35 protein-coding genes are annotated in these 25,507 nt (G+C 51.2%); 6 read left to right on the top strand and 29 right to left on the bottom strand.

Going from position 1 to position 25,507, the window contains the following annotated elements; translation table 11 throughout:
- From OGV65_RS24765 to OGV65_RS24705, 13 genes are all read right to left on the bottom strand, one after another.
- Positions 1–258, bottom strand: a complete 258-nt coding sequence (locus OGV65_RS24765) for a putative phage tail assembly chaperone (protein ID WP_286455551.1) — start codon at positions 256–258, stop codon at positions 1–3.
- Positions 245–433 carry a hypothetical protein gene (locus OGV65_RS24760; protein ID WP_112902434.1) on the bottom strand — a complete coding sequence of 63 codons (189 nt, stop codon included), beginning with the start codon at positions 431–433 and terminating at the stop codon, positions 245–247. Before OGV65_RS24760 ends, OGV65_RS24765 begins: the two co-directional genes overlap by 14 nt.
- Positions 363–743 carry a hypothetical protein gene (locus OGV65_RS24755; protein WP_275213487.1) on the bottom strand — a complete coding sequence of 127 codons (381 nt, stop codon included), beginning with the start codon at positions 741–743 and terminating at the stop codon, positions 363–365. Before OGV65_RS24755 ends, OGV65_RS24760 begins: the two co-directional genes overlap by 71 nt.
- Positions 743–1,084 (bottom strand): M15 family metallopeptidase, encoded by a 342-nt coding sequence (locus tag OGV65_RS24750; protein ID WP_286455550.1) that lies wholly within the window; start codon positions 1,082–1,084, stop codon positions 743–745. The genes OGV65_RS24755 and OGV65_RS24750 overlap by 1 nt, the downstream gene beginning before the upstream one ends.
- On the bottom strand, positions 1,071–1,373 hold the full coding sequence (locus OGV65_RS24745) for a phage holin family protein (protein WP_001738730.1): 303 nt from the start codon (positions 1,371–1,373) through the stop codon (positions 1,071–1,073). The genes OGV65_RS24750 and OGV65_RS24745 overlap by 14 nt, the downstream gene beginning before the upstream one ends.
- 10 nt (positions 1,374–1,383) lie before the next feature.
- Positions 1,384–1,839 (bottom strand): phage protein, encoded by a 456-nt coding sequence (locus tag OGV65_RS24740; RefSeq protein WP_000044253.1) that lies wholly within the window; start codon positions 1,837–1,839, stop codon positions 1,384–1,386.
- Positions 1,836–2,963 (bottom strand): DUF2586 domain-containing protein, encoded by a 1,128-nt coding sequence (locus OGV65_RS24735; RefSeq protein ID WP_239042701.1) that lies wholly within the window; start codon positions 2,961–2,963, stop codon positions 1,836–1,838. The genes OGV65_RS24740 and OGV65_RS24735 overlap by 4 nt, the downstream gene beginning before the upstream one ends.
- Positions 2,960–3,667 carry a hypothetical protein gene (locus OGV65_RS24730; RefSeq protein WP_286455549.1) on the bottom strand — a complete coding sequence of 236 codons (708 nt, stop codon included), beginning with the start codon at positions 3,665–3,667 and terminating at the stop codon, positions 2,960–2,962. The genes OGV65_RS24735 and OGV65_RS24730 overlap by 4 nt, the downstream gene beginning before the upstream one ends.
- Entirely contained in the window at positions 3,664–4,170 is a 507-nt protein-coding gene (locus OGV65_RS24725) for a phage tail protein (RefSeq protein WP_021293728.1), read from the bottom strand. Before OGV65_RS24725 ends, OGV65_RS24730 begins: the two co-directional genes overlap by 4 nt.
- A complete protein-coding gene (locus tag OGV65_RS24720; protein WP_024143839.1) occupies positions 4,167–4,619 on the bottom strand; it encodes a head completion/stabilization protein in 453 nt (150 codons plus the stop codon). Before OGV65_RS24720 ends, OGV65_RS24725 begins: the two co-directional genes overlap by 4 nt.
- A 96-nt stretch (positions 4,620–4,715) precedes the next feature.
- Positions 4,716–5,417, bottom strand: a complete 702-nt coding sequence (gpM, locus tag OGV65_RS24715; protein ID WP_003838045.1) for a phage terminase small subunit — start codon at positions 5,415–5,417, stop codon at positions 4,716–4,718.
- Between the two features lie 3 nt (positions 5,418–5,420).
- Entirely contained in the window at positions 5,421–6,443 is a 1,023-nt protein-coding gene (locus OGV65_RS24710; protein WP_003838043.1) for a phage major capsid protein, P2 family, read from the bottom strand.
- A 61-nt stretch (positions 6,444–6,504) separates the two neighbouring features.
- Positions 6,505–7,308: a GPO family capsid scaffolding protein gene (locus OGV65_RS24705; protein WP_286455548.1), complete on the bottom strand. Its 804-nt coding sequence runs from the start codon at positions 7,306–7,308 to the stop codon at positions 6,505–6,507.
- Positions 7,309–7,469: 161 nt separating this feature from the next.
- Between OGV65_RS24705 and OGV65_RS24700 the strand changes: the two genes are divergently transcribed.
- The 3 genes from OGV65_RS24700 to OGV65_RS24690 are packed head-to-tail and all read left to right on the top strand — an operon-like array spanning position 7,470 to position 10,623.
- Positions 7,470–9,245, top strand: coding sequence for a terminase large subunit domain-containing protein (locus OGV65_RS24700; protein ID WP_003838038.1), 1,776 nt, complete (start codon positions 7,470–7,472; stop codon positions 9,243–9,245).
- On the top strand, positions 9,242–10,303 hold the full coding sequence (locus OGV65_RS24695) for a phage portal protein (RefSeq protein ID WP_286455547.1): 1,062 nt from the start codon (positions 9,242–9,244) through the stop codon (positions 10,301–10,303). The genes OGV65_RS24700 and OGV65_RS24695 overlap by 4 nt, the downstream gene beginning before the upstream one ends.
- Positions 10,300–10,623 carry an Ogr/Delta-like zinc finger protein gene (locus OGV65_RS24690; protein ID WP_012602735.1) on the top strand — a complete coding sequence of 108 codons (324 nt, stop codon included), beginning with the start codon at positions 10,300–10,302 and terminating at the stop codon, positions 10,621–10,623. Before OGV65_RS24695 ends, OGV65_RS24690 begins: the two co-directional genes overlap by 4 nt.
- Here the strand turns inward: OGV65_RS24690 and OGV65_RS24685 are convergent.
- From OGV65_RS24685 to OGV65_RS24635, 11 genes are all read right to left on the bottom strand, one after another.
- A complete protein-coding gene (locus OGV65_RS24685; protein WP_071257811.1) occupies positions 10,597–10,803 on the bottom strand; it encodes a hypothetical protein in 207 nt (68 codons plus the stop codon). The genes OGV65_RS24690 and OGV65_RS24685 overlap by 27 nt on opposite strands.
- Before the next feature lie 119 nt (positions 10,804–10,922).
- On the bottom strand, positions 10,923–12,938 hold the full coding sequence (locus OGV65_RS24680) for a replication endonuclease (RefSeq protein ID WP_286455592.1): 2,016 nt from the start codon (positions 12,936–12,938) through the stop codon (positions 10,923–10,925).
- Between the two features lies 1 nt (position 12,939).
- The gene (locus OGV65_RS24675) at positions 12,940–13,152 is read right to left on the bottom strand and encodes a hypothetical protein (protein WP_286455546.1); all 213 of its coding nucleotides are present in this window, start codon (positions 13,150–13,152) and stop codon (positions 12,940–12,942) included.
- Complete coding sequence (locus OGV65_RS24670; RefSeq protein WP_286455545.1) at positions 13,149–14,018, bottom strand: DNA adenine methylase; 870 nt, start codon at positions 14,016–14,018, stop codon at positions 13,149–13,151. Before OGV65_RS24670 ends, OGV65_RS24675 begins: the two co-directional genes overlap by 4 nt.
- Positions 14,008–14,337, bottom strand: coding sequence for a DUF3850 domain-containing protein (locus tag OGV65_RS24665; RefSeq protein WP_179154186.1), 330 nt, complete (start codon positions 14,335–14,337; stop codon positions 14,008–14,010). Before OGV65_RS24665 ends, OGV65_RS24670 begins: the two co-directional genes overlap by 11 nt.
- On the bottom strand, positions 14,328–14,561 hold the full coding sequence (locus OGV65_RS24660; protein WP_032950234.1) for a DUF2732 family protein: 234 nt from the start codon (positions 14,559–14,561) through the stop codon (positions 14,328–14,330). Before OGV65_RS24660 ends, OGV65_RS24665 begins: the two co-directional genes overlap by 10 nt.
- 67 nt (positions 14,562–14,628) lie before the next feature.
- The gene (locus OGV65_RS24655) at positions 14,629–15,030 is read right to left on the bottom strand and encodes a hypothetical protein (protein ID WP_286455544.1); all 402 of its coding nucleotides are present in this window, start codon (positions 15,028–15,030) and stop codon (positions 14,629–14,631) included.
- Entirely contained in the window at positions 15,030–15,458 is a 429-nt protein-coding gene (locus OGV65_RS24650; RefSeq protein WP_286455543.1) for a hypothetical protein, read from the bottom strand. The genes OGV65_RS24655 and OGV65_RS24650 overlap by 1 nt, the downstream gene beginning before the upstream one ends.
- 11 nt (positions 15,459–15,469) lie before the next feature.
- The gene (locus OGV65_RS24645; RefSeq protein ID WP_276293835.1) at positions 15,470–15,643 is read right to left on the bottom strand and encodes a phage filamentation protein Fil family protein; all 174 of its coding nucleotides are present in this window, start codon (positions 15,641–15,643) and stop codon (positions 15,470–15,472) included.
- Between the two features lie 9 nt (positions 15,644–15,652).
- On the bottom strand, positions 15,653–16,156 hold the full coding sequence (locus OGV65_RS24640; protein WP_286455542.1) for a phage regulatory CII family protein: 504 nt from the start codon (positions 16,154–16,156) through the stop codon (positions 15,653–15,655).
- A 30-nt stretch (positions 16,157–16,186) separates the two neighbouring features.
- Complete coding sequence (locus tag OGV65_RS24635; protein ID WP_163219697.1) at positions 16,187–16,408, bottom strand: helix-turn-helix transcriptional regulator; 222 nt, start codon at positions 16,406–16,408, stop codon at positions 16,187–16,189.
- A 100-nt stretch (positions 16,409–16,508) separates the two neighbouring features.
- On the opposite strand from OGV65_RS24635, the gene OGV65_RS24630 reads away from it, so the two are divergent.
- The 3 genes from OGV65_RS24630 to OGV65_RS24620 are packed head-to-tail and all read left to right on the top strand — an operon-like array spanning position 16,509 to position 19,960.
- A complete protein-coding gene (locus OGV65_RS24630) occupies positions 16,509–17,105 on the top strand; it encodes a phage repressor protein CI (protein WP_502874465.1) in 597 nt (198 codons plus the stop codon).
- Between the two features lies 1 nt (position 17,106).
- Positions 17,107–18,153, top strand: a complete 1,047-nt coding sequence (locus OGV65_RS24625) for a phage integrase (protein WP_163219693.1) — start codon at positions 17,107–17,109, stop codon at positions 18,151–18,153.
- Entirely contained in the window at positions 18,143–19,960 is a 1,818-nt protein-coding gene (locus OGV65_RS24620) for a P-loop NTPase fold protein (RefSeq protein WP_286455540.1), read from the top strand. The genes OGV65_RS24625 and OGV65_RS24620 overlap by 11 nt, the downstream gene beginning before the upstream one ends.
- Positions 19,961–20,388: 428 nt before the next feature.
- Here OGV65_RS24620 and OGV65_RS24615 read toward each other — a convergent pair whose 3' ends face one another.
- From OGV65_RS24615 to OGV65_RS24595, 5 genes are all read right to left on the bottom strand, one after another.
- Positions 20,389–20,712 carry a DUF1889 family protein gene (locus OGV65_RS24615; protein ID WP_071524484.1) on the bottom strand — a complete coding sequence of 108 codons (324 nt, stop codon included), beginning with the start codon at positions 20,710–20,712 and terminating at the stop codon, positions 20,389–20,391.
- 113 nt (positions 20,713–20,825) lie between these two features.
- Positions 20,826–22,637 carry a diol dehydratase reactivase subunit alpha gene (locus tag OGV65_RS24610; RefSeq protein WP_286455539.1) on the bottom strand — a complete coding sequence of 604 codons (1,812 nt, stop codon included), beginning with the start codon at positions 22,635–22,637 and terminating at the stop codon, positions 20,826–20,828.
- Between the two features lie 10 nt (positions 22,638–22,647).
- Positions 22,648–23,076: a diol dehydratase small subunit gene (locus OGV65_RS24605; RefSeq protein ID WP_016154578.1), complete on the bottom strand. Its 429-nt coding sequence runs from the start codon at positions 23,074–23,076 to the stop codon at positions 22,648–22,650.
- Positions 23,077–23,078: 2 nt separating this feature from the next.
- Positions 23,079–23,663, bottom strand: a complete 585-nt coding sequence (locus tag OGV65_RS24600) for a propanediol/glycerol family dehydratase medium subunit (protein ID WP_103767090.1) — start codon at positions 23,661–23,663, stop codon at positions 23,079–23,081.
- Between the two features lie 11 nt (positions 23,664–23,674).
- On the bottom strand, positions 23,675–25,342 hold the full coding sequence (locus OGV65_RS24595; RefSeq protein WP_103767089.1) for a propanediol/glycerol family dehydratase large subunit: 1,668 nt from the start codon (positions 25,340–25,342) through the stop codon (positions 23,675–23,677).
- Positions 25,343–25,507: the final 165 nt, after the last annotated feature.

The following is a 25,507-nucleotide window of genomic DNA, read 5'->3' as shown; positions in this document are numbered from 1 at the left end:
TCAGTTTTTTACTTCAATCTCCAGTTCCGGCGCGTAAATATCATTAACCTTACTGACCAGTTGCAACGCTGCACCCGGACGTTTTAATACGTCAATCAGTGCTTCTTTAGTTTCCGGGGTAACAATACGCATCAGATAATTATTTGCAGGTGCAACTTTATTATCCATCGCCATTTCATTAATCAGTTTATTGTAGGCAGTCTGATTAGGTTCAAAAACAATATCCGCACCACAAACACACAGTTTAATTTTTTCCATAAATAACACGCTCTCTTAAATTAATTTCATCAACTAACTGATTATGACGCGCCGCACACTGACCATATATTTCAAGGTAAACAGTCAGCAGTTCCGCTGCATCTTTACCTGTTGCCCCGTTCAGGCGCGGCAGCTGCGTGGCGCATCGTGTTTTCAGGTTTTCCTGATAACGCACGTTCGGTACCGGCGACGGCGCTGTTGTACATGCTGACAAACTCATCAGACAGGCACCTGTTAGTAAAAACCGGCTTAAGCACTTCCGTGCGGATCTCTCGCGGTTGCGCATTTCTTAGCGCCTCCAGTTTATCTTCCAGCGACCTGGCGGAATCACTGGCAATGCCCTGCATAACCTTTCGCGATTCATTACCTGCCACCTGCGCCGCCGTGTTGATTGCCAGCTCCAGACTGTCGCGCCGCCAGTCAGCTGTCAGCCAGCCCCAGACAAACGCCAGCGCCACCACAACCAGCCACTGCGCGTGACTCATCAGCGCACCCCGTTATGTTCCAGGCTGAAATGATTACCATCCGGTCTGGATTTGAAGCGCCCGCCCCAGCTTCCGCCCAGTGATTCCCAGTATTCACCCAACGGCAGATAGTCCTCTGTACGGGTCTGGTACTGGCCATTTACAAACAGATTAAAATCCACGGCCAGACGCTGGGTGTGCAGACTGTTCGAAATGCCGCTGCCCTTCTTCGCGTTCAGCGCCGCCTGTTCCGGGGTGCGGTACGCTTCACCAAACGTCATCCGGTAGCCGCGTTCTTCTGCCCAGTGGATCAGGTTGGCCACCATGACGGTAAACAGCTGCTGCTTTTCACTCAGGGTCATTTGTCACGCTCCCGTTCTTCTTTCCCGCTGCACGTCTGCGCAGCCACATTTCAACAGCCTGATAACCTGCAATACCCAGCGCTGCCCCCAGTCCCTGAATTGCCAGCGGGCTGGCCTCCGGGATTTGAATCAGCACCGCGCCAGCGATGACTGAAACAAAACTGCCCAGGATCACACGGCTGATAAACAGGCGCGGTGTAATGGGATCATCACTGGCCAGCACCTTCGCAACAGCAATGAGCGCCCCCATAATCAGCAGTGAATAAAGGCTCTTTTCATGTTCCTGCATTCCGGCTTCCTTATCCGATCAGGTTTTCCGTGGCTTCCGCTTCCAGATACGGCACACCGTTGATGTTCACGAACTTGGGACTGGTCACAAAATATTTGATTTTGTGTGTCGCCACACCGCCGCCCTTTGGATCGATATCCAGCAGATTACTTAGCTGGAGTTTGTTGCCGAACGATTCCACTTTCATTTCTTCGCTGCCCGCTTTGGCATAGAAAAGAAAATCCAGCGGCGGAATACCACGCCACGAACCTGCGGCGCGGGCTTTGGCCGTCAGTACGCCCAGCACTTTGGAACTGACTTCAATTTCTCCCTCTGCGGCCACATCACCATCAACATGGCCATCCGGCACACCACGGGTCTGGGCAGCGGCGCTGTTATCCGTGATATCGAGTGTGATTTTCTCGATGTGGATCAGATCGCCGTCAAGATAGGTATCAAACGACATACCCGAAATACGTTTACTCATGCAGCGCCCTCCAGACTGGCATCCAGTAACAGACTGATGGTGATTTGCAGCGGAACTTCCCAGGTGCGTACCACCAGATAAATATCCACCGTCTTTTTGTTCTTCCAGACAATGGTCACGTCACCGTCCTGCGGCGGCTTTACTTCCCCCGGAAATGACACGCCATTGATACTGGCCGCTGTGGACATTTCACGCAGTGGACGTGCAAACAGCGTCTGGTGTGCAGCAATGCTGCCAGGAGTGCTGTTCAGTGAACGATCCGCAATTTTGCTGATAGCCAGCAGACGAACACGACGCGCCGCTTTATCGGCAACACGCAGGGTTTCAATCGACTGGTAATCGCCGCCTTCCACATCCAGCGTCCGCCCGTCAGCCCAGTAAAAACCGTCATAGTCCGGGTACCACATCGGCACACTAAAGCGCTGGGCTTCCAGTGCCTGAAGCGTGGCCAGCTCCAGTACCGCCCCGGTACCATCAACCGGCATTTCATCACTGCCCAGATTCAGCAGCGCCCCGGTTTTCACACGGGCAGGACTGTCCGCGATAGTCACGGCACGACTGCAAAGACGGCCAGCCAGCACACCCGGCTCATTTCCCCACAAACGCGGGACCAGTTGCACCGCCTTCTCTGCAATACCGTCCTGAATGGCAGACACACGGGTCAGGTAATCCGCCTGGGCTTCTTCCTCCTGCATTCCCTGCACGGCCAGGATGAACCACACCCAGCGCCCATATTTGGAAATTAGCGTGGATCGTAACGTCGCCGCCTGATTCACCTGGGCTTTTGCCGTCACATCACTGGACAGCACCACCCCTTCCACTGAACACACCACCTGTGCGGCCAGTACCGCTTTTACCCAGGCATCGTCCTCAGCATCTGCGGGCAGCACATGCATAAATGCCCACCAGTTCTGACCGGCGTTTGCCAGTGCCGCCAGAACATCGTTTTTCAGCGGGCTTTCCCCTTCTCCCAGCAGTGCATCAAAATCACTCTGAGCATTCACCGCCAGCGTTTTCCCCACATTTTTGGTACCCGTACCGATAAACAGCAGCGTGCGTTCTACTTCATTGGTTTCACCCAGCAGCTGGTTTACCTGGTTCACGGTCACGTTTGGCCAGGTCATGTTTTCCCCTTAATATCCTGCGCCTTAACATCCCAGCCAAAGCCGATGGCCTGAAGCTGACGCGCCAGCGCGTTATCAAATTCATCGTCACTCATGCCCAGAAAGACACGGGCAGGAAGATCCACTGTCCAGCTGGTTTTCACCGCCTTACCGCTGAGTTTTCGAATCAGTAGCCCCGCCCGGCTGTATGGCATCGTTTGGGTTAACTCGCCCAGCGTGGGCTTTTTCCAGCGTTTACCGGTGCGTACTCGGTACCCCAGCGCCCGCAGTTTTTTGGCCTGGGCTGGCGTGGCCATTTTTCCGGCCTCCACCTTCCGTGGCTGGCTGCGACGGCTGACACTGACGCGCATCCCGTTTTGTTGCGCATATCCGACTGTCCCGGCCGGTACCGGCGTTTCCCCGTTCCGGTAGCCACCACCCTGCAAATAAATCCGTACCGCCTGAATCTCTGGCATTTCACGGATATGCAGCAGTTTTGGCAGGTTCCGCAGCATCTTCCCTTTGCGCTTCGTTTTACGCTCCGGCCATTTCTGGCCATCCGGTGCTTCCTGATTACGGACATGCCGTTTTGCGGCGGCAATCACGCCGTATTTGGCCAGCCTCCAGATAAGACGCTGGCGCTTTTTTGGCGGCAGCTCCATGCTGGCCAGTGATTTACGCAACTCTGCCAGCTGTTTTTTATTCAGCTCGCCACCGGCAATCATTCGTTACCGCCTACCGGCGCACCGGTTTCATCCACGCCATAAATATTGGCGGTGATCGCTATCCAGACTTCAGGGTTAACCAGCGACCAGCGTTTCCCCTGCCACGGGATCGCCCCGTTTTCGTCCTCCCTGATCACCAGTTCTTCCGCCATTGGTACCGTCAGCACAATGGTGGCGGTTTCCTCATCCTCCACTGACACATCCCAGTCCGGTTCAGCTTCAGTCAGGCCGACTTCATCCAGTAATTCCCTGTCAGCCTCATCCAGCCACGCGGCCAGCAGCGACATAAGCAACTGCGGCGGACACAGGCGGTACGGGAAACGCTGCCAGCTGATTACCGCGTCATAGCGAATCACCGCCTGGCGGTACTGTCCCAGCCCGTAATCCTTCGCGGCGGGGATGAACTTCATTTCATCCAGCACACTGTCAAATGACTGCATGGCGCGCGGCGGCACGTTTTGCTGAAAAAATGCGGTCAGGCTCTCAAGCTGTGTCTGGCTCATACTTTTTTCACCGTTGCCCGTTTAAGCCCCTTCATGCGGCGGATAACCACTGAAGCCTCAGCCAGTAGCCCGGCGCGGGTTTCCATACTCTCCTGCCCTGGATGGGTTTCACGTCGCCCGACAGTGGCGAACTCCCCCAGCAGATCCGCTTTTGCCCTGGCAAATACCGCTTTCATGTACTGGGCACACAGACTGTTAAGCCCGCCCATTTTTACGCCCGGAACATCTGCCGCCAGCGTGTGGCCTTTTGCTTTCCAGCTGGCCTCCACGTTTTCCAGCTCGGCATTCACCTCCGCGACTGCGGCCAGCAGCGCCTGACTGATGGTGTCCGCGTCGATATCGGCTGGCAGTGACCGCTGCGCCTGAAAGTCCTTCAGATTCAGATCCGGCCAGAACCCGTTATTCGTCAGCGGCTCATCCTGATAATCCAGCGGTTTTCCGCTAAACATAATTCCCCCGAAAAAGGCGGACCGACCGGTTTCCACGGCACAGTGACACACGGAGTGTTCTGCCCTCCACCGCGTCCGCCTGGCTTGCGGTAGTCTTTACCCCTGCGTCAGTTTTCGGATACGGGCGGCAATCGTCTGCCGTGCCGTTCTGACGCCGATTTTTAAATAGAATTTTTCTGCGGTGGCCAGCAGTTGATCGGCTTTCTCCAGCGTTTCAATGTCGTCCACACTCGCGGCCGTTGTCTGGCCATCTTCGCCGCGCAGCAGCTCCAGCCCGGCAAACTTGAACCACTTGGCCGTAACCTGTTCATGCAGCCGCCAGGTACTGGCGACACGCTCAAATGTGCGGGAAAAATACGGTTCAACACTTTCCCCGCGCCCGGATGTTTCCTGCGCCCAGGCCAGCATCGTATCGGCCACAAACGTGGGAAAATTGCTGCGCAACCGATCCGGGGTTGCCTGCTGCTGGCTGATTGCAATGTCAGCCCAGTCCAGCGCCTTATCCAGATCGCCCACGTCAAACAGCCAGATAACACACCAGGCAAATACCGGGTTGGCATACACCTGCCCGCTTTCCAGATACGCTTCCACAGTCGGTGTCCAGCGCGGCAGCAACACATCCCGCTTAAACTCAACGCGATCCGCGATTGTCGGCAGGTTACGGGCATGTTCCACATCCGTTTCCAGCGCCTTAATCAGCAGGTGCATGCTTTCTGTGGTTTCCAGTGCCTGACTGCGTTTCAGCTTTTGTTCCATCGCAATGCGCTGGCTGTGACGCTGCGCGGGAGAAAGTGCCATTTATCAGCCCTCTGCTGGTTCGGAAACCTTGCCGATGGTCACGGCGGATTCATCAATGGCCGCATACAACTCCGGCACTTCAACCGCATAGCCTTCATTACGCAGGTATTTGTTTTCGAACTGCTTACGGTCTTCAACAAATTCCGCCTTACGCATGCGGGTGTTGCGCTGGGTGTAGATATGCAAATTAGAAAGCGGCGTGACGACCATACGTTTACCCGGCATAAACGGCGGGATAACAGCAGGACGGCCAGCAATAGTGCTGCCCAGCATCTGCGCCGCGATTTTCTCAGTCGGGCGGTCTGCGGCCTGATACAGTCGGTATTGTTCAGCAGCAACCAGATCAGCACCGACCAGAACCACCAGGCGCGGGTCATTGCGGAACTGGGCAGGAATCTTGGCGTTAATCAGGTCTGAAGCCATTGCATCCAGTGACTTGTAATCCCCGGCCTCATCCAGCACGACCGGATCGGTCATAATCTGATTACCACCCAGCAGCGTTTTCATACGCTCATGCCAGCCGATATTGACATCTTCGCCGTTCGGGTTATCCGTTGGATTCGTCGTTTTGGCACGGCTCTTACCGTTAAAACCAATACGCAGCATATCCAGCGCAAACGCCTGTGTGGTAAACGCCTGGACCAGGTTGTAAAACTCGTTTTCGTCCTTACCGGCATTGGCCCAGACCGAAAGCAGATCCCAGCGCAGTGCGGCGCAGCTGTCCGTTTCCACCAGTGAATAGTCATTGCCGTCCACGCCAACCTGACGAACAAAGCGGCCATTTTCACTGCGGCCGGTATGCAGCACGGAGGAACCAACAGAAATCACCTGGCCACTCAGCTGGTCAACATCCAGACAGGTGATCATGTTCAGGAACTCCACGGACTCCAGCAGCGCCAGACGCAGCGCGTTTTCCTGAGGGTCATTCAGGGAGAAATAACGACTGGTATCACGTGCGCCAAACTGCTGCGCCATACCACTCGAATATTTATCCAGTAAATCCCGTGCACGATTATTAAGGTGCATAAAACTCCCTCGCGATTAAGCGATAATAAAAATGTTTTGTACTAATTAACGTCAGAACGTATTACAGGAAATTAAACTTACCCGCTTTTTCTGAAATCTTACGCCCTGGTGTACGGGTGGATTTATTACCCAGATCGTTAAAACGTTTAACGATATCTTTTGCATTATCACGAATAGCCGCAAATTCTTCGGTATCGACCACTTCCGCAATGGTATCCACATCACCCTGAACATCATTGAGCTGATTTTCAATTTTGGCCACACGGCCTTCCAGCTCGTTTACCGCGTTGGCCAGCGCCTGTAACTTATCATCACCCTGCGCGGTATCATCAGGCGGCGTTTCATCTTCAAACTTCGGTTTAATACCAAACAATTTTTGCCAGTTCTTCATTTGTATTTCCTGTTTAATTTTTCCATCACGGGAAATCACACAACTGTAATATCCCTGCTTAGATAATTTTTTGCGCCGACTACTAAAGCGCAGCCGTGTGGTGCCAACACTGGCGGGAGTATCTGTAACCGCCAGCCCCTTGAGGTATGTACGCCCACTACCGCGCCAGTTTTCTTCCGGTTCAATCGAGAAGAACAGGAGCTGATCTTCATGGTTGGCGAATATTAATCGCATATTCGGGCAAAGGCTGACGTAAAGCCGCGCCAGTCCGTCATCACCATCATGCCAGGTGGCTTCCAGCACCTCCCCAAAATTACCGCAATCATCCTCGTGTTCAGGCCAGATCAAAGCGACATAGTGGTTATAGTCGTAGGTTTCCCCCATATCGATAATCCACTGGCGTTTAATCTCTCTGCCGTCAACGGTATCCCCTTCGGTAGCAACACACAGCCAGTCAGTTTTTAAATGCGACATATCCCCCCTGATTTATTCACCGACGCTGCAAATCAATTATTGCCAAATAAAACCACCACCGCATCACGCTTTATTCTGAACAATTCGGTTATCACGGATTACCGAACAGATGCGAATTAACACCGCCGTTTTTTCATAACAGCCACGGCATAATTATCTGCATGGCTAAATACTCAGAAGAACTAAAAGGCGTTGTCCGCGCACTTTATTTGCGCCGCTATACGCCAAAAGAAATTGCATCAGAATTAAATCTGCCGAATGCGCGGATCGTTTACTACTGGGCTGAGAAATACAGCTGGGCGGATTTACTCAGCTTTGAAAGTACAGAGGAGGCAATTGAACGCCGCTACCAGCTGCTGGCCAGCCGCGATAATAAAACCGATCTCGACCTGAAAGAAATGGACATGCTGATTGCCCACGCCACAAAGCTGCGTGCTCAAAGCAATAAGCATAAAGAAAAGATGGCCAGCGGCCAGAGTAACGGTCAGGCAGCTGCACGGGACAGCAACAGCGATGAACCGCGCCCCAAACGCAAAAACAGGAAAAACGATATTTCTTCTCTGACCCAGGCGGATTTTGACACCTGGGCGGAAGAACATCTTTTTGAATACCAGAAACACCTGCGCCGGAATATTGGCCAGCAGGTCAGGAACATCCTTAAAAGCCGCCAGATCGGTGCCACCTGGTACTTTGCATTTGAAGCCTTTGAAAACGCGGTCATGACAGGCGATCCGCAAATCTTCCTGTCTGCCTCCAAAGTCCAGGCGGAATACTTCCGGTCTTACATCGTCAACATTGCAGAACAGTATTTTGGCATCACGCTGACCGGCAACCCGATCCGCCTCAGCAACGGCGCTGAACTGCGTTTTCTCTCAACCAACAAAAACACGGCGCAGTCCTACAGTGGCCACCTGTACTGTGACGAATACTTCTGGGTGCCTAACTTCGCCAGGCTTAACGAAGTGGCCAGCGCAATGGCCACCCATGACAAATGGCGCACCACCTACTTTTCAACGCCATCGGCCAAAACGCACCAGGCTTACCCGTTCTGGACGGGTGAGGAATGGAAACAGGGCAGCAAAAAACGCGCGGCCGCTCAGTTCCCGTCTTTTGATGAAATGCGCAACGGCGGACGGCTTTGCCCGGATGGGCAGTGGCGCTATGTCATCACGATGGAGGATGCCATTGCGGGCGGCTTCAACCTGGCCAACATCGAGAAGCTGCGCAACCGCTACAACACCGCCACCTTCAACATGCTCTATATGTGCGTGTTCGTGGACAGCAAGGATTCCGTATTCAGCTTTTCAGACCTGGAAGCTTGCGGCGTGGAGGTGGACACCTGGCAGGATCACAACCCGGACGCTGCGCGGCCATTTGGTGACAGGCCAGTATGGGGAGGCTTTGACCCGGCACGTAGCGGCGATTTGTCGTGTTTTGTGATTATTGCCCCGCCGATGTATGCCGCAGAGAAATTCCGCGTTCTGAAGGTTATTAACTGGAAGGGCATGAACTTCCGCTATCAGGCCAGGCAGATCGAACTCCTGTTTAAAAAATACAACTTCACCTATCTGGGAGTGGACGTTACCGGTATTGGCCAGGGGGTTTTTGACAACATCCAGCATTTTGCCATGCGCGTGGCCGTCGCCATTCGTTACGACATGAACACGAAAAATCAGCTGGTACTGAAAGCGGCGGACGTGGTGGAAAGCCAGCGTATTGAATGGGACAAAAACCTGAAAGAGATCCCGGCCAGCTTTATGGCTGTACGTCGTACTACAACGCAAAGCGGTAACGCCATGACATTTGTCGCTGACCGCAGCCAGGACACTGGCCACGCAGAGGCGTTCTGGGCGATTACCCACGCCCTGCATAACGAACCACTCAACTACGAAAACAAACCGAAATCCCGCTGGGGTGTAAGGAAAGAGGCTGCATGAGTAAAAAAAACCGCTTCGTTAAGCGCAACCCGCGCGGCGATAAGTCCAAAAAAATGAGCATCATCACATTCGGCAAACCAGAACCCGTACTGACCACCGGCACGGATTACCGCGACATCTGGTACGACAATGCCGCCGATCACTTTACCCAGCCGATTGACCGGCTGGCACTGGCACAGCTTATCAATCTGAACGGTCAGCATGGCGGCATCATCCACGCCCGGAAAAATATGATTGTGTCTGATTATCTGGGCGGTGGCCTGACTTACGACCAGCTGGAAGCCGCAGCGTTTGACTATACAACCTTCGGGGATATTGCGATTGGCAAAATCCGCAACGGATGGGGGGATGTGATTGCCCTGGAACCTTTACCCGGCCTGTATATTCGCCGCCGTAAAATCAGGGATAACGCAACAGATCAGCCCGGCGATTATGTGGTGTTGCAGGATGGTGAACCGCAGGTATGGCCGCAGGAAGATATCATTTTTATCAAGATGTACGACCCGCAGCAGCATATCTACGGGCTGCCAGACTATATCGGTGGCGTACACTCGGCATTGCTTAACAGTGAAGCCGTGATTTTCCGCCGCCGCTACTACCACAACGGCGCTCATACTGGCGGCATTCTCTATACACGCGATCCCAGCATGACGGATGAAATGGAAGAAGAAATTGAACAGCAGCTGCGTGACAGCAAAGGTATCGGCAACTTCTCCACTATTCTGGTGAACATTCCTGGCGGGGATGGGGATGCGATCAAGTTCATTGAAATGGGGGATATCTCCGCAAAAGATGAATTTGCCAACATCAAAAACATCAGTGCGCAGGACATTCTCAACGCGCACCGCTTTCCCGCTGGGCTGGCCGGAATTGTCCCGCAGAACACTGCCGGTCTGGGGGATGTTGAAAAGGCTGAAAGGATTTACAAGAAAAGCGAAATAGCGCCTATTCAGCGCCGGTTTATGACTGCCGTGAACAACGATCCCGAAATACCGGAACGTCTGCACCTTCACTTTGATTTAAGTTACACAGAATCAACGGATAAGGATGCGGCATGAGGCGAAAAAGGCTAAAATCCAGGCATCATTTAACAGCTGGAGCATGGAATATGCGAGTTCTGAAAATCGAATGCCCGGAATGCGGCTCAAAGGCTGTTATTCGTAAAACAAACCGGAAGCACCGGCAGATTGCGGATATTTACTGCGCCTGTTCAGATGTGGAGTGTGGCCATACGTTTGTGATGAATCTGACGTTCTCCCACACTCTCAGCCCCAGCGCGAAAACGGGTGATGCGATGGTGCAGAAAATACTGAATGCACTTTCACCCGATCAGCGCCAAATGGCATTAGACCTACTGAAAGCGACTCCCGCCGCCTGATAAGCCCCCTTCCTGGGGGTTTTTAGCTTCTGTTGTGACCATCTCCCGCATTTCTCCAGCAATCTCACCAATCCAGGCCAAAGCGATTGTTTTTTCTCTCTGGTTACTTTCGTACACATGGGCAATTTTGGCCAATAACTCAATGCGCTCCAGCTGTGCCGACGCTTCCAAAAGATCCATTTAGCCCCCACAAACAATATATTACTGTATATGCATACAGTACACCGTAAAGCACAAATTGTGAAATGTATTTTCCTGCCATCTACTGACAAATGAATGTGTTACACAGATTTTTACCGCTACAACCACCCCGGCCACAGCTCATGCATTGGCTCGTTTCGTGTTTCCTGCAACCGACCATTGCGATAAATCAATGCCGCCTGGCCAAATATCAAACCACTGCCCCGCATGAGTATGGCTATTTCGTCGTCAGAACCGTCAAAACCCCGGCTACGCAATTCCAGTTTTAACCGTCTGCGGGTTCCACCCTCCGTACAGTTATTGACAGAACTCCAAGGGGCGGCGTTGCCGCCAGAAAAACCCGCCTCCGCTGGCGCTTCGGCCAACTTCGCAACCTTCTGCCACTTCACCAGGCGCGTACATACCGCTGAATCTGGAACCAATGGAGAATAGACACCCTGAACGCGCTGCACGTCCTCTGCGTATTCATTACCCTGTTCCGTGATTTCATAAGCCAGACGAACAACCAGATCACGGCGGGAAACCAGTGCGCCCCCCTGCGCCTGGGTGTATGCCGCCCAGTCACCAACATCCGCAGCAGCCAGAACCGCATCCATTCTGCGGTCAGTCAGTACCTGATCACGTAACCGGCGCAACTCGCGCCAGACAGTCACCGGCGCACCACCAATCTGCTGAAACTGGCGAATGCGCCAGCGTGAAGCCCATGCAGAAACGGACTTGGCCATGTCCCGCAGGTTCTCCCCTGTTTCGTCGTCCTGTTCACCATCCAGCGCAAAACCATCAATGTTTTTGGATATATATTTGGCGATGTAACCCGTAGCCGAACCTTTAGCGGGATCGATGGCTTCAACATGGAAACGTGCCTTTAGCGCGTTTGGCGTTTGCAGTTCTTCGGAGTCGGTAATTCTGGCGTGATAGCAAAGAATATCGCGCACGGTATCCACGTCACCAGGACGCATAAAAAGCAGCATGTGCCAGTGCGGTGTGCCATCGTGGTGAGGCTCTACCACACGAAAACCAAAAACATGGATACCTGCCCGGGAAATAGCGGCGCGGGCTTTCGCCCATACACCACATAAGTAGCGCTGGGTATCCTGCGGGGTGCAGCCATCCCACTGTGAAACAAAGCCCCCTTTGCTGTGTACCGCATGGAATCGCGATGGCGCTGTGATGGTGTAAAACTCACCGGCCAGCCCTTCTTCATTGGCCATATCTTCAAATCCTCTCATTCTTACCATTAGCTCACAGCGACGGATCGCCGGATTAGCAACGCTGCGGTGCACCATGCTGTCCAGTGCAATACGCAGCCCTTCTTCATTCAGCAGGTCAAACTTTTTAAAGAACTCAAGATTCCGCTTTTTCTGGTCTATCCATTCGCCCAGGGTTTTACGGGACACATAAGCGCTGGCCGCTTTCTGTACTTGCCCCACTGCAATGGCCATATGCTCACGCTGCATATCCCGCGCCCGCTTAAGACGCAGATACCACCATTCTGGTGCCATCATGCGGAGGATCCCGGATTCAGCCTTACGCGTTTCCAGTTGCCCGCCATTAGCTTCATGTTCTGCCCAGTACGGCGGCTGATTGTTCAGCATCAGGGAACACGCGCATAAATGGCGGTATGACTCCAGCGTACGGCGGCGCAGCTCTGCGGCATCGTCACTGCTTCCTACAAACTGATCGGTGAAGTCATACAGTGACTGGGAAATCCAGCCAGATATCTGGCCAGCCAGTTTTTTGAGGTCCGGGCGGTCAAGTGACGGCAGTCGCTCCAGCGACTTACCGAAAGGAAGATCAAGTGCATCAGCGGCCAGCTTGTAACGTGTAGCCACTTTGCGCAGACGTGGCAATACATTCCCGCCGATAGTCTTGCGCAGAAATGTATTGGCACGGCGACGCCCGTCACGACCAGACAGCAGCTTTTCGTAACGGTTGCCGAAATACCCGGCTAACCAGTCGGGTATCTCATGCAGGTACTGGGAACGCCATTCATAATCCTGTGGGTTAACAGCCCACAGGCGGCGTTCGGTGATCGTCGCATCTGACGGGGTACCAGGCGCAAAGGTTTCACGCCGCCAAGCATTGACGGCATGGTGTTGGCCAGGCTCCAGCATATCAGCCACGGTTAACCCACTTCCGCCAGAAATCAATCAGGAAGGTCACAAGTACAGCCGTTACCAGTGGTAGCCAGAAAACCGCACTCAGAGTGATTAACCCTAAGTCCTCAGCCTCGTGATCAAATTCATCCTGGCATTCGTCCCATAAGAGAAAGGCGAAAGTAATACAGGCAAACAAGGCATAAATGCCGGTGATAATTTCCGTCATCATGCCCCCACCGCCCGAACGTCGATCGCCAGGTTAGCAGGTGACTTCAGAATCAGCTCTGCGGCCACTTTCTGGCTTGCAGTTGCTGCACCCACACTGCGTGGCGCATTGACCCGAACCGCTTCGAATCCTGAATACAGGTAATGCACCATTTCCAGATCGCTGTTTGACGCGACAACCTTAATCCCACGCTCAGCCAGGCGACGCAGCTTACGCGCCAGCCGTCCCTGATCCATGTGCGAAAAACCGCGTTCATGGTAAGCGGTGAAATTGTCGGTATCAGTCAGGTAAGGCGGATCACAATAAACAACGTCATGCCCGTCCCTTACTAAATCAAGCGTTTCTGAATAGTGGGCAGTAATGAACGTGGCACGTTTCGCTTTTTCAGCAAAAGCGCGGATTTCATCAGCAGGAAAGTAGGTTTTTTTGTACTTACCAAACGGAACATTGAACTGGCCACGGCGATTGTATCGGCACAGGCCATTGAAGCAGTGACGGTTCAGATAAAGAAAACGCGCCGCAGCTTCCACAGATTCAGAACCAAAGGATTTGCCGGACTGGTTGAAGGCATCACGTACCGCGTAATAGAAAATTGCCCGGTTTTCTTCATCACCTACTGAACCGGCAGAAAATAAAGCCTCCAGCTCAATAAGCAACGCGTCGGTGTGATAAGCCATCGTCTTATACAGGTTTACCAGATCAGGATTCACATCAGCGATCAGGTACTCGTCATAATCCGTATTCATCATGACAGCACAGGAACCAGCAAAAGGTTCTATCAGGCGCTTACCCTCCGGCAGATGGGGAAGCAACTGCGGCATAAGGCGGGCTTTGCTGCCCACCCACTTAAGCGGAGTTTTAACGGCCATATTCAACCCCACTTAAAAGCAATTCTGATACGCCGTTAGAAATGATGTATTCCAGCACTTCAAGGGGTGACAATGTCCGAACAGACAACACTACCCAGTTATCTGTATTGGCAATGATTTCATTCACCGGCAAAACATGGGTAATAACCGCCGCCCACTCTCGCCCGGTGAATTTCCCGTGCTTCCACTCACACAGCGAAAGAACATCACCGGTTTTATAGTTACGATCATTCTTACGCAGTTCTGCTTTTTTCTGACCAGTGACTACTGCGTTAAGGTACTTGGGCGCAATTTTTATCGTATGAATTTTTACTGCCATGCGGCACCGCCTTTGCTGCAAATCGCAGCAGCTTCTTCGCGGATTAACTCAACGATTTCCGTTGCGCTTAATCCTTCATTGGCTGCATGGGTGGCCAGCTTATCCAGACGGGTGGAACACAGATCAGCAGCTGCAGCTTTACCTTCCTGCGTGGCTTTGGTGAGCATGGCCAGCAGGTCGGTGCCTGATTTTGTTGCGGGTAGATCCTGACGTGTCATGTGCATTTTGGTTTCCTTAAGGCAAAAGAATCCCCGGCCACCTAAGCTGTGGCCAAAAAATTCAGGTTGTTAATTAGTGAAAAGCGGGTTGTGCAATAATGGCTGAATGGTTCGGTGCTGGAATAAGGTGCAGCTCGTACGTCGTCCGCCACCACTCCTGGATCAGTGCTTTAATCTCGCCAACACCCAGCGCCCCTGCCGTATAGAAAATCGCGCGGATTCCAGCCAGCGCTTCAATCTGCGCTTCTTTGCTTTCGGCCTCGCGGTACACGCAGCACCAGAAAGCAGCATTTATCGCCAGCCAGTGACGCTGATTAGTCATGTGTTCAGTGTCATTAAAGAAGAATGGATGCAGCGCAATACGACCATTTTTACTGGTACTTTTCTCTGCAAAAGCCACGGCGTAATTATGTGGAACTCCCCAAACGGCCAGCTCAGCCCCCAACGATTTACCTTCAACGGAAATAATGGCCATCAGAGATTCCCCTGTTGTTGCAACTTATGGACGATGTGAGGCGCGATAACCATCTGCACCCCGCTACTGCTATAAATTGGATGTGCCTTTTTGATCGGGCGGTTAGCGGTGCGCTTCGAAAAATCGCTGTCACGTAAACTGCCAAAACCTTCAAACGTTAACCGCGCCCGTGAAATGCCCCTGCGTAGTTGAATCATGTCCCGATAGCCCAGGCGTTCATAAAGCTCCCCCCAGCAGAATTTGCTTAAGTGGGCTTTGAATACCCCGGCACCAGAAGTAACCGCAGCGGCATGAAGCACTACGCCGCGCCACTCTGGTGTTAAGTTGTCCCACCAGTCCCCCGCATCGCTGTAAGCTGGGTTGATCTGAAGGCGCATTCTTTTGCAATGTTTCAGGGCGACTTCTGCACGCTCAGTGCTAATTTTCATAGTGCTGACCCCTATAGCCCCATCAGGCGACGCCACCACGGACGGCGCGACTGCTGAGCATTGAATTTGTACATATGACCAGGATTCCAGCGTTGACCATTTGGCAATTCAATCCAGCCAGTGGAACCGCTGGGCAACTGCACAGCGGGAGATTCATTTTTCAGATAAGTAACAAACGCTTTCATGGTGTTCCCTCACATCAGACCGGTGGCGTTAGTTGTCACCAAATCCACCGCAGCGGCCAGAACTGGCGCAGACTGGATACGGCTTTCAACGGTATAAGCCAGCACGGAAAGACTACGGATTGCATCGCGAGCGCGATCCAGAATTTGTGTACGGCGGGCGGCGGTCATGTGACCAGTTGATACGGCTTCCCCAGCAATTGCGCCCACACTGGCTGTGGCACTAAGAGCGTACAGTTGCATGTTGCCTTCGGTGGCATTGTTCACCGGCACAGATGGAAGGCAGTTAATCTGCCCCAACATCCCATCCAGTAAACGCGCATCTTCGGTGTAATCTGTAATGGCTAAAAGCTCGTCACAAGTTAAACGGTGCGGCTGCGCTGGGTTCAATTTATTGCGCAGGATCTGTGGCCTCATACCAACGGCTGCGGCCACATTCTCCAGATTGTGCTCAACCGCAAATGCTCGGCAAGCCGCATCAAAGTGAGCATGTTTAGAGGTCTGGTAATCAAACATTGTTAGCCCCGCTCTAATCCGTAGGATAAATTACGTGTTAAGCGAAACATTGCATTCGCTTAACGCCATAACGGTTAAGGCGGCCATGTTCACTTCAACCAGCCCTTTTTTCTGTGCTCCTTTAGGCTTGATAGGGAGTTTTCCGTATGAAATCAAATTCTCAGCGGTGCTTCTGGACATGCCTGTACGGCGGCAATACTCATCAAGCGGGATGTATGGATCGGGGATCACGATTGTAATGTTAGGGCGCATGATGCAAACTTCTCCGGTTAGGGATACGCCAATATCCACTGTTATTAACCAATATTCACTTTAACCTACAACGCGAAGTTTAAACTCACTCCGCGAAAACATGCAAGGTAAAACTTTCGTGAACCTACAAATTGAGTTTTCTAAAGGTGGCGCTGCCGTTCTGGATCGTGTTATCCAGGCGTATGGATTCAGTACTAAATTAGCCTTAGCCGATCATCTCGACATTGCTAGCAGCAGCTTGGCCAATCGCTATAAGCGTGACTTTTTCCCTGCGGATATTGTCGTGAGATGCATGGCAGAAACTGGGGCTACGCTTGAATGGCTGGCCACTGGTCAAGGAAGGAAGTACGAAAATGAAGAGATCGACATTCTAAAAATGCCACGGCGCAAGATTGTTGATGGTCTGCTTTATGAAGCTGGCGTGTACATGCTGGATAAGGTGTCCTTTTTACCGGGCATTGCTTTACCTAATTCCCCTATATGTGTGCTTGAAGGCAATAACCAGTTTATCGTTGATACTACTTTTGCTGAGGTCTATGACGATCAATGGTTAGTTGAAATTGAAGGCAAGACGAGCATTCGCATCCTGACCCGTATCCCGATTAAGAAAGTCAGAGTTAGCGGAGTTGGTATGGCCTTCGATTGTGGTATTGATGACATTAAGGTGATCGGACGCGTTGTCCTGACTATTCATTAATATGACCGTAAGAAAACTCAGTGATGGACAGTGGATTGCTGACTTTTATACCGTCAACCGCAGCGACGGTAAACGAGGCAAGCGTGTCCGCAAAAAGTTTGCGACAAAAGGCGAGGCGTTAGCCTTTGAAAACTACACATTGCAAAAAGTTGAGGACACCCCTTGGCTTGGGCAAGGCAAAGACAAGCGCCGCCTTTCGGATTTGATTCATCTTTGGTTTGAACGTCATGGCATAACTTTACGTGATGGAGAAAAACGCAAAAGCGCTATGCTTTGGGCAGATGAATGCATGGGTTCACCTCTAGCTACAGAATTCACAGCCCAGCTATTCACTGCTTACAGGGCTAAAAGACTTGATGGTCATTTTGCCCGAACTAACCGCGTTGCACAGGTTTCGCCACGCACCATGAATCTAGAGCACGCTTATTTCCTCGCTGTTTTTAATGAATTGAAACGGCTTGGGGAATGGGATGCGCCAAACCCCTTAGAAAACGTTCGCCAGTTCAGAACTGAAGAAAACGAAATGGCCTATCTGACTGGAGAGCAGATTGATAGACTTTTAGAAGAATGTCGCCTCAGTTCTGCGAAAGATTTAGAAATGGTAGTTAGAATTTGCCTTTCGACTGGCGCTAGATGGGGTGAAGCTGAAAAACTTAAGCGCAGCCAATTTTCTGATGGAAAAGTAACTTTCATAAAAACAAAAGGGAAGCGCAACCGTACTATCCCTATCGATCCAGTTTTGATTTCGCAGTTACCTAATAAAAGTGGTTTTTTGTTCACTCCATGTTATTACGCATTTAGGAATGCACTTGAGAGAGCAAAGATTGAACTGCCTTCAGGACAACTAACCCATGTTCTGCGCCACACTTTTGCAAGTCATTTTATGATGAACGGTGGGAATATATTAGTACTTCAACGAATCTTAGGACATACTGACATCAAAATGACCATGAGATATGCTCATTTCGCACCGTCTCATCTATTTGAAGCTATAAAATTCAATCCATTATCTAATTCAATAATAAAGGATGTTAAAGATGATCGATGAAAGCTTACAAGAATATCTTAATTACTATATTGAACAAGATGAGCCAAGTTATGCTGTTTTCATTACAGGTGATTGGGGAATAGGTAAAACTTACCAAGTCATGAAAGCCTTACCAAAAGAAAAAACATGTTACATCAGCTTATTTGGATTAAGTTCTACAAGTGAAATATACGCCAATGTTTTTGCTGCAATGTACCCCAAAAGGAATATGATTAAAAAATCCGCTGGTGCTGTTAAAGACTCAGCTGCGGAATGGAATGGCATAACATTTGGAGCGGGTGCTTTCATTAGTAGCCTTGCTGATGCTTTTATAAAGGAAGACGTAGACGATACAAAAATTATAGTTTTTGACGATCTTGAAAGATGTTCGATAAAGTTAAAAGATATACTTGGCGCCATTAATAAGTACATCGAGCATCATAAATGCCGTGTATTAGTGATAGCTCATGACACAGAAATAGAATCAGAATTTATAGCAGCAAAAGAAAAAATAATTGGTCATACAATAAAAATAAAACCTCAAATAGATCATGCCGCAAAGGTTTTTTTCTCCGAAACCGATAAGTTAATACATTATGATCATATAAAAAAATTCATCATTTCTGCTTTTAAAAACTCTCAGTGCCAGTCACTGCGAATTCTTCGACATGTGATTAAAGACTGCGAAAGGTTGGTATCATGTCTTTTATATAGCCAGATAAATAATCATGATGCCATGCAAGAAGTTTTCAATACATTTTCTATATTAAATATAGAATTTAGATTAAGTAACATTTTAGCAGATGAAATAAAAAAATTAGATGATGAATTCACCTCCTTTTCATATGCTTTGCCAAACATAGAAGAGGATGATAGTGAAGATCAAGAAGAAAAAAACAAAAGCGAAAGACTAAAAAAGTTATTTAATAGTTACTCTCAAGAAGTATTTTCTGGTGGAATTCTTAATGACGAACTTGTTTACTCAATGTTGGTTGATGGAATATACCCAAAAAAATCAATAAGGGATAAAATCCAACAGTCAAGATATTTCAGAGAAATAACAAAAACAGAAATTCCAGCATGGTTAAAAATTCAAAGTTTTGACTATACTGATGATAATATTGTTGATAGTTCTGTAACCGAGCTGCTTAGACAGTTTAAATATCGGGAAATAACTGAAATCGGAACAATATTACATATGTTTCATCTCATGTTTTTAATGTCATCTATTAATGTGATCGATAAATGTTTTGAAGAGGTGCTTTATGACTGCAAAGTTTATCTAGACGACCTTGTTGCAGACAACAAATTACCATACGATAATCCCAATGATGATTTCTATCACATTCATTTAAATCCTAGCGCGCACGGCCATGGATTTTGGTTAAATGAAGAATACAAAATATATATAAATGAAATCAGAACATACCTTCAGACCAAACAAAAAGAATCATTAAAGAATAATTACCCTGAATTTTCCAAAGAGATAATGCATGCTTTAGACCATGACATTGATGAATTCAAGAGACTTTTAGTTGGTGATGGTTCAACAATAGGTAAATATTCAAGCATTGATGTCCTGTCTACCATACCCTATGAAGATTTCGTCATATCATGGTTATGCCGGCCATATGCAGAATGGGACAAAGTTAGAAATATACTTATAAATCGTTATACTAGGGGTATTGCTACAAATATATTAGCTAATGAGAAAGAATGGTTATACGCAGTAGTGGTAACAATCAAACTTGAAGCTATGAAGATGGGAGGCTTTGAAAGATTGCGATTAGAGAGGATTGTACCAACACGCGCACTATCCTATCTATAGTGTCTCAAAAGTGTCGCAGAAACTTAGGGGTATTGGGCAATATAGGTTGATATTTGTTTTTTATGTTGCTGATTTTGAACTAAGTTATTGTTTTTACATCACCCTTAATAGTTCTCATAATCGCTTGGTCGCTGGTTCAAGTCCAGCAGGGGCCACCAAACACAGCAAGGGCTGGCGAGTAATCGCAGGTCCTTTTTTTTTGGGGGTTCTTCCGTAGATGTTGGCGCGAGCCAAAAGGATTCCTGCTGGAACAAATCAATATCTGTTCGCACCAAAATGTGAAATAAGAGCCGGGAAGAATACGGCAGGCGGGGCCTGAAGATATATTATGGGATGCCTCTGTCCAGCAACAAGCTGGTCACAGTCCCCCTCTGGACGTTGCCATCCAGAGATGGAAACGTCCGTTAGAGTTTGATTCGATAGTCAGCTCAAACTAGCTCTTTGAGCTGCTCCTGCATATAAGTTGAAAAATACTCTGGGTTCTTGATAAGGATGCGGTTACCGGAGGCCACTTTTTCTGCCCATCCGGCCACTTTTTTCGTGAACTCGGGATTCCATCCCTCCTGCTCACCCCGTGCCATCACAGCTTCCGGACTCGCTGGCACACCTAAGTCATGCAAATACTTTAAGATTCCCTTAGCGGTACTTTCATCCATTGAATGGGGTACTGACGCCGAAGTGTTCATACCACCAATAAAATCCAATGCTTTCTCAATTGCTGTTGGCATGCTCTTATCCTTAAAATTAACCACGTGAGAGACACATTTATACTATGTACCCAACTCCGCCGGGATATCAAAGAGAACATCACCTTTATTTGATTTACCCCGCAGCTAAACGCTTGCGGCGGCTGTTTTCTGCACGATTAATTCGCTATCCCGGCCAAAACCAGCCCGGTCGCTACCGCATTACGCGGCCCTTCGGTACCACGGATGTTGCCCTGTCCGGCAACCACGCCGTAATGCGCCAGCGCGTCGGTGATCATCTGCGGGATTTCGAAATCCAGCGAGGAGCCGCCCACCAGCACCACAAAAGTCATATCGCGAATAGAGCCGCCGGGTGACACCTGGCGTAAAGCGCGCAGGCAGTTGGTCACAAAAACCTTCTCTTTGGCCTGTCGGCGCACCAACCGAATTTTTTCCAGTGAGGTCTGGTTATCTACGGGGATCAACTCGCCGTTTTTCAGATAAACGACTTTGGCAAACACTGACGGACTGAGCGGTTCGCGAAAAAACTCCACCGCGCCGTTCTCGTGGCGAATGCTGAACAGGCTCTCCACTTTTGCCAGCGGGTATTTTTTAATTTCCTCCGCCAGAAACGGATCGCTTAAGCCCAGCTCGGTTTGAATCAACAGGCTGACCATATTCCCCGCGCCAGCCAGATGGACCGCTTTCACTACGCCATCGCTATTGATAATGGCGGCATCGGTGGAGCCTGCGCCTAAATCGAGGATCGCCAGCGGTGCAGCACATCCGGGCGTTGTTAACGCACCGGCGACAGCCATGTTGGCCTCCACTCCGCCGACTTCAACCGGGATGTTTAAACGGGCGCTCAGCTCACTGGCGATGGCCTGCATCTGTAAGCGATCGGATTTCACCATCGCCGCAATGCCAACGGCGTTCTCCATTGAACACTCCCCGGCAATACCGCCCTGCACCTTGCGGGGAATAAACGTATCCACCGCCAACAGATCCTGAATATACACCGCGTTCATGTCGTGACCGGTCAGCGAGGCCATCACTTTACGCACCCGCTCCAGCATACCGCCTGCATGCGTACCTGCTTCACCACGAATATCGCACACGGGCGCACAGGTGCTCATCGCCTGCATAATGGCCTGTGCGCCTTGCGCTACGTCGGCTTCACCGCCACGCTTTTCGCCGCGGATAAAGATCTTACCCGCCGGGATCACCCTTGAGCGCACATCACCCTGCGGGGTTTTCAGCACCACGGCGGAACGGTTGCCAATTAGCGCCCTGGCGATGGGGACGATGGTTTGCGTTTCCTCGGGCGTCAGGGTAAAGAAGGTCGCGATGCCGTAAGGATTCGACAGCACTCGCACCACCTGTCCTGGGGCCGCCACTTCCACCGCAGCCAGCACACCTTCCGGCACCTTCTCCAGCAGGGTGACTTCATCTACCACCGGCATTGTTCGACGCAGACGATTGTTCACCAGCACGCCATCATCTTTTTTCAGGATCGCCGCTACCACGTTGACCCCGCGATCCAGCGCCTCATTGATAAACCAAACCGCCTCGAGGAAATCCCTCTCCTCACCGACCAGTGGGATCCAGCCCTGGGCAAACCGATCTTCACTCAACGCCGCCAGCTTCTCCACGGCGATGGTAGTTCCCATTCCCACGCCAACGCCGCCGGGCGTTTGCGGGTTATGCCCAATCATTGTTGATTCGGTAATGATGGTTTCAGTGATGGTTTCCATCGCCACATCGCCAATCACCGGTGCCGCCTCGTTGATGCAGATTTTCGCCACGTCCTGAAGCGACCACAGGGTGTTATTCAGCGCCTGCTGCAGGGAGGCCACCACCCCGGCAATATTGTCCCGTGTACCTTTCATACCGGTCGTGGCGACAATCCCGCTGGCGATAAACCGGCCATGCTGCGCCAACGCCACTTCGGTGGTGGCGTTGCCGATATCAATCCCAGCAATTAACGGCATACAACCTCCGTCACTGGCTGCCTTTACGCAGCTTGTTTCTCTGCTGATACACCTCTGCCGACTCGCGGACAAACCCGGCGTTCACCGTGGCATGCCAGGTATGTTCCAGTTCATCGGCAATGGCCTGAAGCTCGGCGAACGAAGAACGAAACGGCCGCAGCGCGTTGTAAATTTCAAGAATACGGGCATCCGGGATTGCTATAAGCTCCGCCGCACGACGGAAATTACGCGCCACGGCGTGACGCTGCATCTGTTCGGCAATCTGCGCCTGGTACTCCAGGGTTTGCTGAGAAATACGCACATCCTGCGGACCTACGCGGCCCGCCAGCACATTCTCAAGGGTAATCTCGGTTAGCGGTTTGCCGGTAGGAGTCTGGATTTTCTCCGGGCAGCGGGTCGCTAATGGATAATCCTGCGCGGTCATGATGTTGTCGTTCATGGTCATTCCCTTACGAGTGCAATATGCAGCATGACAGGCGCAGCATCCTGCACTACGTGTTTGGTTTCTTTGATATGAAACAGCGCGGCCTTGGCCATAAATTTGGGTCGTACCATCTGGTCATTAACCACTGGCACTGGCGAAGGCGACTCTTTACGTGCATAGCGCGCGGCGTTTTTACCAATCTGGCGATAGGTTTCCAGCGTCAGCAGCGGAGCCTGAGAGAACAGCTCAAGGTTGCTCAGAGGCAGCAGATCGCGCTGATGAATCACCGTGGTTCCTTTCGACTGGATACCAATCCCGATGCCAGAACCGCTGAGATTTGCCGCATCCCATGCCATAAATGAAACATCCGAGGTGCGCAGAATCCTCACCACCCGTGCATGCAGCCCCTCTTCTTCAATGCCGGCAACCAGCTCTTTCAAAATCGCTTTGTGCGGCATATCAATCAATGTTTTGTGCTGATACTTATCAAAGGCGGGGCCGACGCCTATCACGACTTCATCCACGCGTTCGTCCGCTTTAGCCGCCTCGCCTTCACTCACCTGCAAGGTGAAAACCGGCTTACGTTCAGTTGTGCATTCCACTGTGTACCGCCTTATTCGATCGAGCCGGGCTGAACCACGCCCGCAATATTTTTAATTTCAGCCCAACGTTCAGCAGAGATGCGATAGCCGGTGCCGGGTCCCTGATAGTCGTTGATGTCATTAACGGCGCTGACGACGTCGAACTGACGATCCAGAATGGCCGACGTTTGCAGGTAATCACCAGTAACACGCTGCCTCAGCATGTTGAGGATATTGCTGGCGATGTCTTCGAAGCCGCTGGAACTCAACGCGCCGACGATATCCAGCCCGGTGATATTGCGTTTCATCATCTCTTCCACGGCAGCCAAATCTTCCACCACATTGCGCGCGGGCATATCTTTGCTGCCGTGAGCGTAAGTGGCGGCCTCCACCTCTTCATCGCTAATCAGCGGCAGGCCCAGTTCGCGGAACACCGCCTGAATGGCGCGTGCGGCCTTATTGCGGATGGCGATTGTCTCCTCTTCCGTGACCGGACGCAGGCCCCCATCAACCATCAGATCGCGTTGCAGAATGTTGTAATCATCGAAGTCTTCAGCGTCGAAGTTCGACCCGGCAAACATGTTGTCGTAGTTCGGTACCGCGCTATAGCCGGAGAAGATAAAGTCGGTGCCCGGCAGCATCTGCATCAGGGTGCGGGCAGTACGACGAATATCGGAGTGGGAAAAGGTCTGGTCATTGGCGGAGGCCACTTCAAGGTCGAGCATCGAGGCAATCAGGTTTTCCGCCAGCACCGCGCGAATCCCCGACGGCACAGCGCCGGTCATGCCGATACAGCTGACCGCGCCGTTTTGTAACCCCTGTACGCCCGCACCTTTGGTGATAAAAATGCAACGCGACTCTAGGTAAAGCATCGATTTACTTTCGGAATAGCCCATCAGCGCTTCCGAGCCGGTGCCGGAGGTGTAGCGCATCTTCAGGCCACGAGAAGCATACGCCGAGGCAAGAAACGCTTTTGACCACGGCGTATCATCGCCATCGGTAAACACCGATTCCGTGCCATATACCGACACCGTTTCGGCGTAGCTGGTTAGCCCGCGCATTCCCAGCTCCAGCTCCGTGGCCTCTTCAACGGAGCATTGCGTCAGCACGCCGGGGCGACCGCATTGGGCCCCCACCAGCAGCGCCAGGGCGTTAAACGGCGCATAGCGGGCGATCCCGACCGTTGTTTCCTGTTCGGAAAAGCCACGGATCCCCGCTTCAGCAGCGTCGGCAGCAATCTGTACCGGGTTATCTTTCAGGTTGGTCACGTGGCACTGATTGGAGGGGGTGCGTCTGGCGCGCATTTTTTGCAGCGCCATCATCATCTCCACCACGTTCATTTGCGCCATCACCTCCACCGCTTTCGCCGGGGTGATGGCAGTCGTAATGGCAATGATCTCTTCCCGACTGACGTGGATATCCACCAGCATTCTGGCGATCTCCAGCGCGTCGAGCTGCATGGCGCGCTCGGCCTCGGGCACGTTAATCGCGTAATCGGCAATGAACCGGTCAATCATGTCGAACTCGGCGCGGCTCTTGCCGTCCAGCTCAACAATACGACCATTTTCCACCTTCACCGACGAAGCCGGATCGTAAGGGCTTTCCATTGCGATCAGCCCCTCTTCAGGCCATTCGCCAATTAGCCCATCCTGATTTACAGGCCGCTGGGCAAGCACTTCGAATCGTTTTGATCTTCTCATAGTTTATGGACTCAAAAGATAAAAAATAGGGACGCCGGGCCGTATTGCCGGGGACACAACACCCGGCATTCGCCTTTCATCAGCAATAGCCGAACTCTAAATGAGCAGGACAATAAAAAAATAAAATTAATTTCGTTCCAATTTGGCACGTAATAAAAAACCATC

The organism is Citrobacter sp. Cb004 (assembly GCF_030337065.1).
GTDB lineage: Bacteria > Pseudomonadota > Gammaproteobacteria > Enterobacterales > Enterobacteriaceae > Citrobacter > Citrobacter braakii.
The sequence above is the reverse complement of the archived record's forward strand: the minus strand, read 5'-3'. Positions and strand labels throughout refer to the sequence as shown.